Below are 14,642 nucleotides of genomic sequence, written 5' to 3'. Positions count from 1 at the left end.
CTCCTCTTGCCCGGCGGACCGGGCGGTAACTCAACGGATGACGAACTCCGCCGCCACGCCGGGGCCGGTCCTCCGGCTTGACGTGGAGCGCGCTCCAGCTCCTAGCGTCGGCGGAGTTCGTCATCCGTTGAGTTACCGCCCGGTCCGCCGGGCAAGAGGAGTATCCGCGCATGATCACCCGAACCACGCTCGGCTCGCCCGGTCTCGCTGTCAGCGCGATGGGTCTGGGGTGCATGGGGATGAGCGAGAGCTACGGCGCCGCCGACTGGGACGGCGGCCTCGCCACCATCGACCGGGCTGTGGAGCTGGGCGTCACGTTCCTGGACACCGCCGACGCCTACGGGGCCGGGCACAACGAGGTGCTGGTGGGCCGGGCCGTCCACGGCCGCCGCGACCAGGTGCAGCTGGCCACTAAGTTCGGCCTCGACCGCAGCGGCGGCGACGCGGCGCGCCGTATCCGCGGTGCCCGGGACTACGTGCTGCGCTCCTGCGACGCCTCGCTGCTGCGGCTGGGCGTCGACGTGATCGACCTGTACTACGCCCACCGCCCGCCGCAGGACGTGGAGATCGAGGAGACCGTCGGGGCGATGGCCGAACTGGTCCAGGCGGGCAAGGTCCGCCAGCTGGGCCTGTCCGAGGTCGACGGCGAGCTGCTGCGCCGGGCGCACGCGGTGCACCCGATCGCCGCAGTGCAGAGCGAATATTCGCTGTGGACCCGCGACGTCGAGGCCGTCACCCCGGTGATGGCCGAACTGGGAGTCGGGCTGGTGCCGTACTCGCCGCTGGGGCGCGGGTTCCTGACCGGCGCCCTGGACCGCTCCGCGTTGGGCGAGAAGGACTTCCGGCGCAGCAACCCCCGGTTCGCCGGGGAGGCGGGCGAAGCCAACGAGAAGATCGCGCGGACCGTGCGCGAGGTGGCCGACCGGCTGGGCGCCACCCCGGCCCAGGTGGCGCTGGCGTGGGTGTACGCCCAGGCCGAGCGGCTCGGCGTGGCGGTGGCGGCGATTCCGGGCACCCGCAGCCCGGCCCGGCTGGAGCAGAACGCAGCCGCGCTGGAGCTCACCCTGGACGCCGAGGCGCTGGCCGCGCTGGATCCGCTGAGCGACCAGGTGACGGGCGAGCGCTACGCCCCCGCGCACACCGCTGAGATCGCTCGGGGCTAGCCCCGGAGGCTCGACGCGCCCTGACCGGCAATGCCAGGTCCGTGAAGGGAGTCCTGAGGGAATCTGAGTCCCTCAGGACTCCCCTCACGGACACCTAGCCTCGCCCGCTGTGCGGCCTTGAGCTCCTGGCATTGGTCCCGGACCAGCTCAGCCGGCCATCCGCAGCACGGCGTCCGTGAACGGCGTCGGCCCGCCGCGGCGGAGCGGGCCCAGCGCCACCAATGGGGCGAGCGCGACGCACCACGCGCGCACCCGGTCGCCGTCGAGGTGCGGGAGTTTGGCAATCCCGTCCTCCACGGCCGCGCCGTCGGCCATCGGCAGCACCGCCCAGTCGACCGCGTCGAAGGCCGGGTCTCCGACGCACGGGCGCGGGTCGATCGCGACCGCGCCCCGCGCCGGTCCGGCGTCCAGGACGTTGCCGGGATGCAGGTCGCCGTGCACGAGCGCGATCGGGCCGCTGGCGGCCAGTTTCTCGGAGCGGGCCAGGCCAGTGCGCAGCGATTCCAGCGGAAGGTGCGCTTCGGCCGGGGATCCGGCCAGGCGCTGCTCGGCGAGGCCGAACATGAACCGGACGCGTTCGAGCTGGGTCGGGAACGGCCCGGCGGCCGGGACACCGTGGACGTCGGCGAGGAGTTCGCCGATCTGGTCCCACGGGACGTCCGCGCCGCGCTCGGTGAACGTGTCTCCGGGTTCGAGCCCTTCGAGCAGCACGGCTCCGTGGTCGAGGTCGGCGTCGAGGATCTGCACGACCCGCGCCAGCCCGGCCCACGAGCCCAGCGCGGTGGCCTCCGCGGTCGCGATCGCGCGGTCCGGGCAGAGCTTGAGCACCTTCAGCACGCCCTCGCCGTCGCGGCAGAGCAGGGTGCGGCCGGTGTTGCCGGGCCGGGCTTCGGACACGGTGAGGCCCCACTGGCGGCAGAGCCTTTCGACCAGCGCGGGCAGCGCGTCGCACCACGCTTGCGCGGCCGGGCCGAAGCGGTTGACGAGGCGGGCGCGCGCGGCAGCGTCCATCAGAGCGTTGTCCATCAGTTCCGCCATCAGAACAGCGGCCAGGGGATCGCGCGCCAGTCGTCGCCGGGCTCGGGGAACACCGCCTCGGCGAGCAGATAGTCGGTGCGCTGCGAAAGCGCCCGGATCTCGAAGGCGGTCAGGTGCTCGCCGAGTTCCGCGCCGAGGCGGCCGTCGAGGTCCGCGCGGAGTTTCCGCAGTTTCTCGACCGCGTCCTCGGGCAGGTCCTCGCCGATCCAGCCCCACAGCACGGTGCGCAGCTTCGGATCGGTGTGCAGGCAGATGCCGTGGTCGACGCCGTAGACGTGGCCGTCGGTCGCGGCGAGCAGGTGGCCGCCCTTGCGGTCGGTGTTGTTGACGACGATGTCGAGGACCGCGAGTTCGCGCAGGTCCGGGTGGTCGGCGTGGGCGAGGACCGCCGGTTCGCCGAGCCGGTCGTGCGCGTGCAGCACGGTGCGCCAGCCTTCGGGGACGTCGTCGGGCGCGCAGACGTCGACGACGTCGCTGTCCTCGTCGGTCTCGACCCACAGCTGCACCATGCCGGGCCCGAACGGGCCGTCGCGCAGCACGGTCGGCGGGATCGCGCCGAGGCCGCAGGCGTCGGAGATCATCGCGGTCGCGACCTCGCGGCCGGCGAGGGTGCCGTCCGGGAAGTCCCACAGCGGGCGCTCCCCCGACACCGGCTTGTACACGACGCGGCCGGTGACGCCGTCGAGTTCGATCGCGCAGAAGAGCGTGACGTTGGAGGCGTCGACCAGCCTGCCCTCGACGTCGATGCGGCCGCGGGAGACGAAATCGCGGGCCGCGGGGTCGGCAGGCCCCGGCGCGGTGCTCGCCACGGGCGCCCTCAGTCCTCGGTCACGTCGACGTCGCGCCGGTACCCGTTCTGGCGCGGGCAGATGTGCCCGGCCGGGTCGAGCGGTTCGCCGCACAGCGGGCACGGCTTGCGGCCGGCGTTGACGACGCGGTCGGCGCGTTCGGCGAAGGCGCGGGCGGCGACCGGGGTGAGGAACACGCGGACCGCGTCCGGGCCCTCCTCGGTGTCGTCGAGCACGACCGTCTCGTCGATTTCGCCCTCGGTGATCGCGAGCAGTTCCACGACGACCGCGCCGGAGTCGGCGTCCCAGCCGAGCCCCATCGTGCCGACCCGGAACTCCTCCTCGACGGGCACCGCGAGCGGGTCCACGTCGACCTCGTCGTCGGGGGCCTGTGCGGGCACGTCGGCGCCGAACCGGCTGGCGACCTCCTCCAGGAGCGAGCCGAGCCGCTCCGCGAGGACGACGACCTGCTGTTTTTCGATCGTGACGCTGATCGTCCGCACGTCCTCCGTCGCCTGGAGGTAGAAGGTGCGGTCGCCGGGCTCGCCGACCGTGCCGGCCACGAACCGGTCGGGCTTGCGGAAGACGTGGATTACGCGTGACATAACGTCTTCGACCCTAGGCCACGCGCGCATGATCGGCATCCGCCGCCCCGGGTTGAGGGGAGTTCGCGCGCGAAACCTGCGCGGTGCGTGCGGATCCGGACACGCAGCGGATCCTCGTTACGCTTTCCGGGTGCCTCGCATCTCTCCTCATGGAACCTGGACCTCTCCCGTCACCGCGGCCGACGCCGCTGCCGCCGGCGGCGGCGCGCAATGGCTCGCCGCGGTCGACGGCGCGCTCTGGTGGGCGGAGGCGCGGCCTGCCGAAGGCGGCCGCGTCGCTCTCGTGCGCGCGCTTCCCGACGGCGGCGTCGAGGACGTGCTGCCCGCGCCGTGGAACGTCCGCAACCGGGTGCACGAGTACGGCGGACGGCCGTGGCTCGCGGTCGACGGCGTCGTGGTGTTCACGCATTGGGCCGATCAGCGGGTGTACGCGCTCAAGACCTGCACAGGCGGCGAAGTCACCCCGCTGACCCCGGAACCGGCCGCACCGCAGGGCGTCCGGTACGGCGACCTCCGGCCCGGCCGCGCGGGCGAGGTGTGGGCGGTCCGCGAGCGCAGCACCGGGCCGCGGCGCACCGACATCTCCCGCGAGCTGGTCGCGATCCCGCTGGACGGCTCCGCCGAACGGGTGCTGGTCGAAGGGCACCGGTTCTTCACCGCGCCGCAGCTGTCTCCGGACGGCGCGCACGCCGCGTGGCTCGCGTGGGACCACCCGGCGATGCCGTGGGACGGGACCGAGCTGTTCGTCGCGCCGGTGGCCGCCGACGGTTCCTTCGGGGACGCGCGCGTGCTGGCGGGCGGGCCGGACGTCGCGGTGTGCCAGGTCGCGTGGGAGACCGCGGACCAGCTGCTCGTGCTCGCCGACCCGGACGGCTGGTGGAACCTGCACCGCGTCGGGCTCGACGGCGCGACGGTCAATCTCGCGCCGGCGGAGCGCGAGCTGGGCGGGCCGATGTGGAAGCTCGGCACCAGCTGGTTCGCCCCGCTGGGCGGCGGCAAGCACGCGGTCCTCGACTCCGGCAAGCCGGCGATTCTCGACGAGAGCGACGGTTCGGTCACGCGCGTCGACACGGAGCTGACCGTGTGGTCGTCGGTCGGGCTGGTCGCGACGGCGGACGGGATCGCCGGCATCGCGGGCGGGCCCCGGCACGAGAGCGCGGTCGTGGTGCTGGACCCGGACACCGGGAAGTGGCGCGCGCTCACGCCGCAGCCGGCCTCGCTGCCGCCCGCGGAGTACCTGCCGGTGCCGCGGGAGCGGGTGTTCACCGGGCCGGACGGCGCGGACATCCCGGCCTACGTGTTCCCGCCGACGAACCCGGACTTCGTCGCGCCGGAAGGCGAACTGCCGCCGTACGTGGTCCACGTGCACGGCGGGCCGACCGGGCACAGCGACGAATCGCTCGACCTGGATTTCGCGTACTTCACCAGCCGCGGCATCGGCGTCGTCGCGGTGAACTATGGCGGCTCCACCGGGTACGGGCGCGCGTTCCGCGAGCGGCTGCGGGAGCAGTGGGGCGTGGTGGACGTGCGCGACTGCGCGGCGGTCGCCGAAGCGCTGGTCGCCGAAGGGATCGCCGACCGGGCCCGGCTGGGCGTCCGCGGCGGCAGCGCGGGCGGGTTCACCTCGGCCGCGTCGATCACGATGACCCGCACCTACGCGGCGGCGACGGTGAAGTTCCCGATCCTCGACTTCGCCGGCTGGACCGGCGAGGGCGGCGAAACGCACGACTTCGAGTCGCAGTACCTGGTCAGCATGGTCGGCCCGTATCCGGAAACCGCGCAGCGGTACCGGGAGCGCTCGCCGATGACGCACGTGGGCTCGCTGGCCGGGCCGGTGCTGTTCCTGCAGGGCCTGGAGGACGAGATCTGCCCGCCGGACCAGGCGGACCGGTTCGTTTCCGAGATCGACGGCAGCGGGATCCCGCACGCGTACCTGCGGTTCGAGGGCGAGCAGCACGGTTTCCGGAAGGCCGAGACGATCGTCGCCGCGCTGGAGGCCGAACTTTCCTTCTACGGCCAGGTGTTCGGCTTCGAGACGCCGGACGTGCCGCGGCTGGAGCTGTCCCGATGAGGCCCGCCAGACTCTCCGCCGGGGACACCGTCGCGCTCGTCGCGCCGTCCGGGCCGGTGCCGCAGGACCTGCTGGACGCCGCGTTGCCGGTGCTGCGCGAGTGGGGCGTGAAGGTGCGGATCGGCGTCGGGGTGCGGGCTTCCGGCGAGTCCTATCTGTCCGCGCCGGACCAGGCGCGGGCGGCGGAGTTCACCGAAGCGTGGCTGGACCCGGAGGTCCGGTGCGTCCTCGCGGCGCGCGGCGGCTACGGGACGCAGCGGATGATCGATCTGGTGGACTGGGCGGCGCTGCGGGCTGCCGGGCCGAAGGTGCTGGCCGGGTCGAGCGATGTGACCGCGTTGCACCGGGCCGTGCACACCCATCTGGACCTTGCGACGCTCCTTTCGCCGATGCCAGCGAGCGTCCTGTTCGACGAAGCGGCGTCGGAGCACTTGCGGCGGACGTTGTTCGAACCGGATCACGCGCGGGTGCTGCGGGCGCGGGACCCGGACGTGGTCGTGTCCGGACGCGCGCTGGGCGTGCTGGTGGGCGGAAACCTGTCGCTGCTGGCGTCCGGGGTCGGGACGGCGGAGCAGGGGTCCGCGCGCGGCGGGATCGTGCTGCTGGAGGACGTGACCGAGAGCCCGTACCGGATCGACCGGATGGTGACGCAGCTGCTGCGTTCCGGCTGGTTCGACGGGGTGCGCGGGATCGTGCTGGGTTCGTGGGCCGCGTGCGGCGACCCGGCGGAGGTCCGGGAACTGCTGGCGGAACGGCTGTCGCCGCTCGGGGTTCCGGTGCTGAGCGGGTTCGGCTTCGGGCACGTCGCGGGGTCGCCGACGCTGCCGCTCGGCGTCTCGGCCTCGCTCGACACCGAACTGGGCACCGTCACCCTCGACTCCCCCGCACTGGACTGAGCCGCATGCGACTGTCCACTGTGGAAACCCGGGCCCGGTTCGCGGCGGCGCGGGTGGCCCGGCTCGCCACAGTGGACGGTCGCGGGGTCCCGCATCTGGTGCCGGTGACGTTCGCGGTGCGCGACGACACGGTCGTCTTCGCAGTCGACCACAAGCCGAAGACCACGACGTCGTTGCGGCGGCTGGCGAACATCGCGGAGAACCCGGCGGTGTCGTTCCTGGCCGACGAGTACGACGAAGACTGGTCGCGGTTGTGGTGGGCCCGGGCGGACGGCGTTGCGCGGGTGGTCGCGGATGCTTCGCGGGCTTCGTATGCCGGTTGGTTGACGGAGAAGTACCCGCAGTACGCGGAGCGGCCGCCGGAGCACGCGGTGGTCGTGACCGAGGTTCAGACCTGGCGGGGTTGGGCGGGTTCGTAACGCGCGGTCCGGGCGTGGCGATCTTTCTCCCGAAATGGGGAGGATCATGCGTATCGCGCTTGTGGTGACCGGTCTTGTCCTGCTGGTCGCGGGCTGTTCGGCCGAGGCTCCGGCGGCCGCTCCGAAACAGAGTTCCGCGCCGCCGTCGAGCTCCGCGCCGCCGCCGGTCTCGGGTGACCTCACGAAGTACCTGCCGAGCGGGGACGAGTTGACGAAGGCCGGTCTCGCCGTGGGACGGGATCGGCTGCCGTACGTCGTCGGCCCGAACACCCCGCTGCGCATCGTGCGGGCGTGCGGCGTCGACCAGCCCTGGGACGCCGCCGTGCGGAACGGCGCGCAGGCGTACTCCACAAAGGACACGCTGTGGATCCGGCAACGGCTCGCCGAGTACGCGGGCTATACCGGCTCGCAGGTCCTCTCAGGCCTGGGCAAGGCGCTCGGCTGCGGGAAAACGGTGTCCGGAGACCACGATCTCGCGTTCGTCAGCCGGTTCTCCTCGCACGGCAAAGGGCTGCCCGAGGACGCCGAGCTCACGGTGAAGACCCGGTTCTCGGTGCCCGGCACCGGTGATCCGCAACTCGGGTTCTGCGGGCAGTTCGCGGAGGCCCGGATGGCCAGCTGCGTCCTGGTCCTCGCGCACGGCAATCGCGTTCTCGCCGTCACGACCACCGACCGCCAACCTGGCCAAGCGAGCATGGCGGCGCAGCAGGCCGAACTGAAGCGGCTGGTTCCGGCGTTCGCCGCGGCGTTCGACCAGGACTGAGGTAACGCTGGGTCCGGGCCTGGCGATCTTCCCGGCATGCGGAGGGGGATCTTGGGGGCCGTGGCCGGGCTCGCGCTGATCGTGGGTTGCGCGGGCGAGACTTCGACGCCTTCCTCCGCGTCCAAGGATCTCAGCAAGTATTTGCCGACTGAGAAGCAGTTGAGCGACGTGGGAGCCGAGCAGCGACAGGCTCCTGCCTCCTTTGCCGCCGAGTGGATCAACCCGCTGGTCCTCGCGCCGCAGTGCGAGGGCGAACGACCTTGGGAGCGCGCTTTTCCCAATGATGCGCAGGCGACCGCCCGAACCGGGGAATTGCTCGTCTGGCAGCTGGTGGCGGCCTACGACGGCTATTCCGGCGAGCGGGTCCTCTCGACTGTCGATGCGGCACTGATATGCGGCGACGCGGCTGAACCCGGGGTGCCGCAGCGGTTCTCGGTCTCCAGCGTCGCCGACCCGCAGATCGGGTTCTGCCGCCGGTTCCGGGCGGCCGGGATGTCCAGTTGCGCCTTGGTGTTCGCCCGCGGCGACCGGGTGCTCGCGATCCGGACCGACAGCACGAACATAGACGCGACGGCGCAGCAGGCCGAACTGACGCGACTGGCTCCCACCTTCGCCGCGGCGTTCGACCAGGACTGACGATGGCGAAACGGCGCTACGTGGCCCGGGGCGTGCCCGGCGGGTACCAGATCTGGGACAACCGCGCCCGCCGCTGGTGGGGCGATCGTTACCAGCTCTGTCCGGACGATCTGGTCGCCGCGCTCAACAGCGGTGCGGACCACGCGACTCTCACCCGCGCTGATCAACCGGTACCGCGCGGCGAAGCGCTGACCCGTTTTCAGGGCAGGGCTTCGATCCGCTCGAGATGGTCCTCGCCCCATTCGCCGAGCGGGGCGATCGCGGTGTTGAGGGTGCGGCCGAAATCGGTGAGCGAGTACTCCACTTTCGGCGGGACCTGGTGGTAGACCTCGCGGTGCACGAGCCCGCTGGCTTCCAGTTCCCGGAGCTGGTGGATCAGGATGCGTTCGCTGATGCCGGGCACCGCGCGCCGCAGTGCGCCGAAGCGAACCGGGGCGTCGCTCAGGGCGAACAGGATCAGGCCTTTCCACTTGCCGCCCATGACGGCGATCGCCGCGTCGAGTCCGCAGGTGTACTTCTTCACCGGAGGCTCCTCCCCTTGCCGTGACACTGACAATAATGTCAGTACCAAACAAAATTGTAGGTACTTGATCTTCGGTGCGTGCGGCTTCAGGATGAAACGGACGCCGGAACCGGGCCGCGGAGTCCGATGTGGACGGTGCGATTCATCGGAAACTATTGCTGGAGCTGAAAAACATGACTGGGGATCTTCGCACGCCGGTGACCGTCGTGGGGCTGGGGTCGATGGGGCGGGCGCTGGCCGGGGCGTTCCTCGCGGCCGGGCATCCGACGACGGTGTGGAACCGGACGCCGGGCAAGGCCGCGCCGCTGGTGGCCGACGGAGCGGTCCAGGCCGCCGACCCGGCTTCGGCGGCCGCCGCGAGCCCGCTGGTCGTCACGTGCCTGACGACGTTCGGCGACACTCGCGAGGCGTTGGGGCCGATCGCTTTCGACGGGCGCGCGCTCGTGACGTTGAACAGCGGGATCCCGGCCGAGGCCCGCGCGACGGCCGAGTGGGCGGCCGGTCGCGGTGCGCGGTTTCTCGCGGGAGCGGTCAAGAACGTGCCGTCCGCGGTCGGAGCGCGGGACACGCTGCTCTGCTACGCCGGGGACAAGGCCGTTTTCGACGAGCACGAGACCACGCTGAAGGTGCTCGGCGGCGACACCGTCCATCTGGGCGGCGAGCCGGATCTGGCCGCGCTGTACGAGATGGCGGTCGGCGGCACCCTGTTGCCCGCGCTCGCCGGGTTCTTCCAGGGCGCGGCCGCGGTCCAGTCGCGCGGTCTGGAGGCGAGCACGCTGGTGCGGTTCACCGTGAAATGGTTCGAGATGATCAGCTCGGTCCTGCCGGTCTTCGCCGACGAGATCGACCGCGGCGACTACGCCGCTGCGGCGTCCTCGGTGAACCTCTTCCACGAGATGGCCGCCGACGACGACGCTTTCGGCGCGGAGGCGGGCGTCGACAGCTCCTGGCGCGCCCCGCTCAACGACTTGTTGCGGCGGGCGGTCGAGGCAGGGCACGGGGACCACAGCATCTCGGCACTGGTGGAGGTGCTCCGCGCACCGGCGGCGTAGCTGCGGATGCCGGTGCCAGCCGAACGCGAAGTCCCTGGCGAGTCAGCGGGTTTGTGCCAGGTCCCCGAAATACCCGGTCCGCCACAGGATCCTCGTGCGGACTTCGGCGATGCGCCAGCCTTTCCCGCTCTCGCGCAGGTCCGCGGTAACCACCCCGCCCGCGGTGAACGCGCGGTCCTCCATCCGCACGGTGACCGGGCGGTCTTTCCACAGGTGGATCGCGACGAGGTTCGCCCGCACCGTCGCCGTGGCGCCGTCGAGGTCGACGTCGTGGCCGGTGAGCAGGTGCTGGCTCGCCTCGAAGCGGGCGAAGCTGCGGGCGTGGCTTTCGGCGATGTCGGCCGGTCCGGCGATTTCGGCGCCGTTGGGGCGCACGATCCTCCCGTCCGGCGCGAAAATGCGCTGGAAGCGTGGTGCGTCGAACTGCCGTTCGTCGACCGCGCGGTAGTAGCTGTTGAAGGTGCGGATGATGCGGGACGTGGCGAGCAACGCGTCGAGTTCGTGCTGATCCGTTTCCTGCACCGGCTTCTCCCTCGGGGTTCCGCTGTCTCGGTTCATCGTTCCGCGCCGGGCCGGCGTGACATCATGCTGTGACGGCGGTCGCACTCCCCGTGCCGGCTGCTTCGGGGGGAGGCGTTGTGGGATGTGCGGTCGCGGTGGTGATCGTCGTGGTGCTGATCGCCGCGGCTGCCGACAGCGACGTGGACCACGCGGTGACCGGCGGGTTCAGCGTCGTGGTCTGGATCGCGTTGATCGGCGGCGGGCTCTGGCTGGCGTCGAAGGCGTACGAGAAGAACAAGACGGCGGTCGCGGCGAACACGAACGCAGCGAAGGACAAGACTCTTCGCGAACGATCTTCCCAGGCGACCGAATGGCAGCGGAAGACCCGGGACGCGAAATTGCCGCCCGCACAGCATCCGGGCCCGGTCGAGTTGTCGGGCAGCGCGGTGCGCGAGGCCGTGTCGGGAGCCGACCGGGCCCGGCGGACGATTCGCGAGGTGGTCGGGGCGCTCCCGCTCCGCGTCTCGGAGGAAGCCCGTGCGCACGCGGAGCGGCTCCGCCCGCCGGTCGAGCGGCTGTGCCAGCCGGGGCGGTACCTGCAGGAGGAGGAAGACTGGGGCCGGTTCAACGTCTGGTGGGGTCCGGAGCGCACCGGTTCCCGTCCGACGCGTGAGGTGGCGGGCCAGGTCAAGGACATGCTGCGGTGGGCCTCCGCCCGGCGGACTCTGGTGTCCGACATCCATCCCGAAGCCGAGCGCCTGCTGGCGACGCTCACCGGCCCGCTGGCGCAACGGTTCCGGGACAGCCTCAAGACCCGCTACGGACGGGCCGACGACGGGGCGGGGGTCGCGGTGCTCCCGCCCGGCGAATGGGAAGCCCTCCTCGGCGATCTGCACGCCGCGCTCGTCGCGGTCGCGGACGGGCTGGCCGCGCTCCCCCGGCCCAAGCTGCTTCCGCTCATGCACCGGCCCAAGGAAGCCCGGTTCAAGGAACACGTGTCGGGCGAGGCGATGGAGCAGGATCTCCGGGAATTCCTCCACGACACCGCGAAGCTGCGGGAGAGGGCGCTGACCGGGTCGTGGCCCGCCGAGTTCGATGCCGGCTGGCGGCTGGACGGCGGCGTGCTGGCCGGGTTCGTGACCGAGGAGATCCGCCGGCGGCTCGCCAAGGGCACGGAGGGCTTCCCGTGGGTCGCGCAGTGGAAAACCGATCAGCTCGACGGCGGGAGCCTCGCCCGCGTCTATCTGGCTTACGTCACCATCGCTCTCGACTATCTGACGGAGGTGCTCGGCAACATGGCCGACTACAAACGGGATTCCGCGCCGCAGTCCGGCCACCGCATCGAAATCGGCGGCGACGTGACGCACAGCAACTTCATCCTCAACAGCACGGTCCGGGACATCACGACCGTGCTGGCTCAGGTCGCCGGGCGGGACGACCGGCTCGCCGAGGCGATCGAAGCGCTTTCGACCGCGGTTCGCGAGGATCCCGAGCTGCCGGACGACGAGCGCGAGGAACTTCTCTACCACGTCAAGGACATCGCGGAGGCCGCCGCCGAACCCGGCGAGAAGCAGAAGCGCGGCCGCGCGAAGCTGGCACTCAGCGCGGTGACCGAGGCCGCCAAGACCGGCGCGCAGCTCGCGCAGACCGTCACTGCCTGGCACGACGTGCTCAGCAAGATGTTCTGACCCGGCGGGGTATCCCGGTCAGGGGCAGGCGGCGGGCTCGGCGGCGCGCCAGGATGGCCTGGTGAGCAACGGAAGCAACGAACTCGGCGGTTTTCTGCGCAGCCGTCGCGAGCGGTTGACGCCGGAGGCCGCGGGCATCGCGCCCGGCGGCACCCGGCGCGCGGTTCCCGGGCTGCGGCGGGAGGAACTGGCCGAGCTGGCCGGGGTCAGCGTCAGCTACTACACCCGGCTCGAACAAGGGGCCAGCAGCAGCGCCTCGGACTCGGTGGTCGACGCGCTGGCCGCGGCATTGCAGCTGGCTCCGGCCGAGCACGAGCACCTGAGGAATCTCGCAGCGCCTCGGCGGGCGACCCGGCCGCGGGTCCGGAGGACCACACTGCGGCCCGCGGTAGCGGATTTGCTCGCGGCGATGTCCGCGCTGCCTGCGGTGGCGGTGGATCACCGGGCCGATGTCCTGGCGTGGAACCGGCTCGGGCACGCGCTGCTGGCCGGGCACGTCGCGTTCGAGGCGCCGGACGAGCGGGTCCGCCCGAACATCGCGCGGATGTTGTTCCTCGACCCGCATCACCGCGCGCTGTACCGGGATTGGGCGGACAAGGCGTCGGTCACCGTCGCGGCGCTGCATCAGGCGGTCGCGCGGCATCGGGACGATCCGGTGCTGGAACAGCTCGTCGGGCGGTTGGCCGTGGAGAGCCCGGAGTTCGCGCGGATGTGGGCGAAGCGCCCGGTCCGGACCTGCTCGTACTACGTGCGCGAGCTCGACCATCCGGTGGTCGGACGTCTGACGCTCGCGAACGAGACCGTCACGCTGCCCGACGACGATCAGCAACTCGGGCTGTTCTACGCGCTGCCCGGCACTCCCGACGCCGACGCGCTCGCGTTGCTGTCCCAGAGCTTCGCGGAACCCCTGGCGAAGGAGAAAGTGCGGTGAAGATCCTCGTTGTCGGCGGTGCCGGAACGATCGGACGGCGGCTGGTGCCGGAACTGCGCTCGCGCGGGCACGAGGTGGTTGTGGCCGGGCGGACGTCCGGCGAGGTGCGCGTCGATCTGGCCGAGCCGGAGACGATCACGGCGATGTACCGCGAGGTCGGAGCGGTGGACGCGGTCGTGAGCATCGCCGCGCACGGCGCCTTGGACGAGTTCGCGACACTCACTGCGGCGGAGCTGCACGAGAACCTGCGCGCCAAGTTCTACGGGCAGGCCGAGCTGGTTCTTCAGGGACAGCAGCACGCCGCGGACGGGGCGTCGTTCACGCTGACGTCCGGGGTCTTCGCCGACCAGGCGTGGCCGCACGTGACCAGCGGCGGGGTGATCAGCGGCGCGCTGCACAGTTTCGTGCTGTCGGCGGCGATCGAGCTGCCGCGCGGGATGCGGGTCAACGCGGTCAGCCCGACGTTGATCGGCGATTCCGTGGACGAGTTCAGCGGGCATTTCCCGGGGATGCGCCCGGTGCCGATGGACGAAGTGGTGCGGCACTACCTGAACTGCGTCGAAAGCGACATCACCGGGACGGTCGTCCGGGCCTATGCTTGACCGCGTTCGGCAAGACTCTTACCTTTGACCTGCCAGACATCGGATGTACGACGCCGCCGGCCGATGTGTCCCTTTCGTTCCTGTTCGGAAAGGTCACTCCGTGATGCCGGATTCCCCTGGTTTCCCGCGCCGTACGGCGCTGCGCACGATCGTCGGGTCGGCGCTTGCCCTCCCGGTTTTGACCGGCCCGTTGGCTCGCTGCGCCACGGCCGCGAGTCCGTTGTGGCATCCCGATCCGGTGAAGGACGGGCTGAAGGCGTTCGAGGGCGTCGAGGCTGATCGCGGCGGTCTGCATCCGGACCGGAAGTACGTGGTGGTCGAGGGAAATCACTACCGATTCAACATCTGGCGCGACGACCGGGACACCACGGGCGGCGGCGATCGGCAGCGGACCGAGACGAAGGGCATGGTGCAGAACGGTTCCGCGCTGAAGATGCACGACGGCGAGACGTGGACGCTGTCCTACGAGATGTTCATCCCGGCGAGCCTGCACGGCACGAGCCGGTTCACGCACATCTTCCAGACCAAGACCCCGGCGACGAACGCGGGTCCGTGGGTGACGCTCGACCTGCTCCGGGACGGCGGCGTGGAGATGATTTCCGCGCGGGCGTACGCGAATCCGGGGTCGCCGTCGATCGCGGCGGCGAAGCTGGCTCCGTTGCGGGACAAGTGGATCACGATCGAGTGGACGCTCACTCCGGGCGACGCGGGCGCGGCGGCGTGCGTGATCCGCAGCGGCGCCGGTGCGGGCGCGCCGGTCGCCGCGCAGGGCAGCAAGACCGGGGTGAAGCTGCCGGATCAGGGCGACTACGTGCGGCCGAAGTGGGGCATCTACCGCTCAGTGGAGAGCGACCCGGCGGACATTCTCGACACCTACCTGCTGTTCCGCTCACGCTGCCCATTGTTCACTACGAAGCCGCGGTTTGCGCAGGCCGCGATGAAGGTCGAGTGAACACGTCAGCGCAA

Annotated in this window: 16 protein-coding genes; 11 read left to right on the top strand and 5 right to left on the bottom strand. The window is 71.4% G+C overall.

Annotation, left to right across the window (positions count from 1 at the left end):
* Positions 1–170: 170 nt before the first annotated feature.
* Complete coding sequence (locus tag ABZX37_RS47945; protein WP_354751022.1) at positions 171–1,163, top strand: aldo/keto reductase; 993 nt, start codon at positions 171–173, stop codon at positions 1,161–1,163.
* 147 nt (positions 1,164–1,310) lie between these two features.
* On the opposite strand, the gene ABZX37_RS47940 is transcribed toward ABZX37_RS47945, so the two are convergent.
* From ABZX37_RS47940 to ABZX37_RS47930, 3 genes are read right to left on the bottom strand one after another with little or no spacing between them, the layout of a single operon-like run.
* Positions 1,311–2,189 carry a phosphotransferase gene (locus ABZX37_RS47940; protein WP_354751021.1) on the bottom strand — a complete coding sequence of 293 codons (879 nt, stop codon included), beginning with the start codon at positions 2,187–2,189 and terminating at the stop codon, positions 1,311–1,313.
* An 11-nt stretch (positions 2,190–2,200) separates the two neighbouring features.
* Positions 2,201–3,010, bottom strand: coding sequence for an SCO1664 family protein (locus ABZX37_RS47935; protein ID WP_354751020.1), 810 nt, complete (start codon positions 3,008–3,010; stop codon positions 2,201–2,203).
* A gap of 8 nt (positions 3,011–3,018) precedes the next feature.
* Complete coding sequence (locus ABZX37_RS47930) at positions 3,019–3,594, bottom strand: DUF3090 domain-containing protein (protein ID WP_354751019.1); 576 nt, start codon at positions 3,592–3,594, stop codon at positions 3,019–3,021.
* A gap of 130 nt (positions 3,595–3,724) precedes the next feature.
* Between ABZX37_RS47930 and ABZX37_RS47925 the strand changes: the two genes are divergently transcribed.
* From ABZX37_RS47925 to ABZX37_RS47905, 5 genes are read left to right on the top strand one after another with little or no spacing between them, the layout of a single operon-like run.
* Positions 3,725–5,665: a prolyl oligopeptidase family serine peptidase gene (locus ABZX37_RS47925; RefSeq protein ID WP_354751018.1), complete on the top strand. Its 1,941-nt coding sequence runs from the start codon at positions 3,725–3,727 to the stop codon at positions 5,663–5,665.
* Positions 5,662–6,561: an LD-carboxypeptidase gene (locus ABZX37_RS47920; RefSeq protein WP_354751017.1), complete on the top strand. Its 900-nt coding sequence runs from the start codon at positions 5,662–5,664 to the stop codon at positions 6,559–6,561. Before ABZX37_RS47925 ends, ABZX37_RS47920 begins: the two co-directional genes overlap by 4 nt.
* A 5-nt stretch (positions 6,562–6,566) precedes the next feature.
* Positions 6,567–6,980: a TIGR03668 family PPOX class F420-dependent oxidoreductase gene (locus tag ABZX37_RS47915; protein WP_354751016.1), complete on the top strand. Its 414-nt coding sequence runs from the start codon at positions 6,567–6,569 to the stop codon at positions 6,978–6,980.
* Between the two features lie 46 nt (positions 6,981–7,026).
* Entirely contained in the window at positions 7,027–7,743 is a 717-nt protein-coding gene (locus tag ABZX37_RS47910) for a hypothetical protein (RefSeq protein WP_354751015.1), read from the top strand.
* 36 nt (positions 7,744–7,779) lie between these two features.
* A complete protein-coding gene (locus tag ABZX37_RS47905; protein WP_354751014.1) occupies positions 7,780–8,379 on the top strand; it encodes a hypothetical protein in 600 nt (199 codons plus the stop codon).
* A 199-nt stretch (positions 8,380–8,578) separates the two neighbouring features.
* On the opposite strand, the gene ABZX37_RS47900 is transcribed toward ABZX37_RS47905, so the two are convergent.
* Positions 8,579–8,860 carry a winged helix-turn-helix transcriptional regulator gene (locus ABZX37_RS47900; protein ID WP_354751023.1) on the bottom strand — a complete coding sequence of 94 codons (282 nt, stop codon included), beginning with the start codon at positions 8,858–8,860 and terminating at the stop codon, positions 8,579–8,581.
* A gap of 215 nt (positions 8,861–9,075) precedes the next feature.
* Here ABZX37_RS47900 and ABZX37_RS47895 point away from each other — a divergent pair, with 215 nt between their 5' ends.
* Positions 9,076–9,954 (top strand): NAD(P)-binding domain-containing protein, encoded by an 879-nt coding sequence (locus tag ABZX37_RS47895; RefSeq protein WP_354751013.1) that lies wholly within the window; start codon positions 9,076–9,078, stop codon positions 9,952–9,954.
* Positions 9,955–9,996: 42 nt separating this feature from the next.
* Here the strand turns inward: ABZX37_RS47895 and ABZX37_RS47890 are convergent, their stop codons facing one another.
* A complete protein-coding gene (locus ABZX37_RS47890; RefSeq protein WP_354751012.1) occupies positions 9,997–10,476 on the bottom strand; it encodes a nuclear transport factor 2 family protein in 480 nt (159 codons plus the stop codon).
* 116 nt (positions 10,477–10,592) lie between these two features.
* On the opposite strand from ABZX37_RS47890, the gene ABZX37_RS47885 reads away from it, so the two are divergent.
* The 4 genes from ABZX37_RS47885 (at position 10,593) to ABZX37_RS47870 (ending at position 14,628) form a co-directional block, all read left to right on the top strand.
* Entirely contained in the window at positions 10,593–12,143 is a 1,551-nt protein-coding gene (locus tag ABZX37_RS47885; RefSeq protein WP_354751011.1) for a hypothetical protein, read from the top strand.
* Between the two features lie 61 nt (positions 12,144–12,204).
* Positions 12,205–13,074, top strand: a complete 870-nt coding sequence (locus tag ABZX37_RS47880) for a helix-turn-helix transcriptional regulator (protein ID WP_354751010.1) — start codon at positions 12,205–12,207, stop codon at positions 13,072–13,074.
* On the top strand, positions 13,071–13,676 hold the full coding sequence (locus ABZX37_RS47875; RefSeq protein WP_354751009.1) for a short chain dehydrogenase: 606 nt from the start codon (positions 13,071–13,073) through the stop codon (positions 13,674–13,676). Before ABZX37_RS47880 ends, ABZX37_RS47875 begins: the two co-directional genes overlap by 4 nt.
* A 103-nt stretch (positions 13,677–13,779) precedes the next feature.
* The gene (locus ABZX37_RS47870) at positions 13,780–14,628 is read left to right on the top strand and encodes a hypothetical protein (RefSeq protein WP_354751008.1); all 849 of its coding nucleotides are present in this window, start codon (positions 13,780–13,782) and stop codon (positions 14,626–14,628) included.
* The last annotated feature ends 14 nt before the right edge of the window (positions 14,629–14,642 follow it).

The sequence above is a fragment of the Amycolatopsis sp. NPDC004079 genome (assembly GCF_040610415.1).
Taxonomy (GTDB): domain Bacteria; phylum Actinomycetota; class Actinomycetes; order Mycobacteriales; family Pseudonocardiaceae; genus Amycolatopsis; species Amycolatopsis halotolerans.
This window is presented reverse-complemented; position numbering and strand designations above follow the sequence as displayed.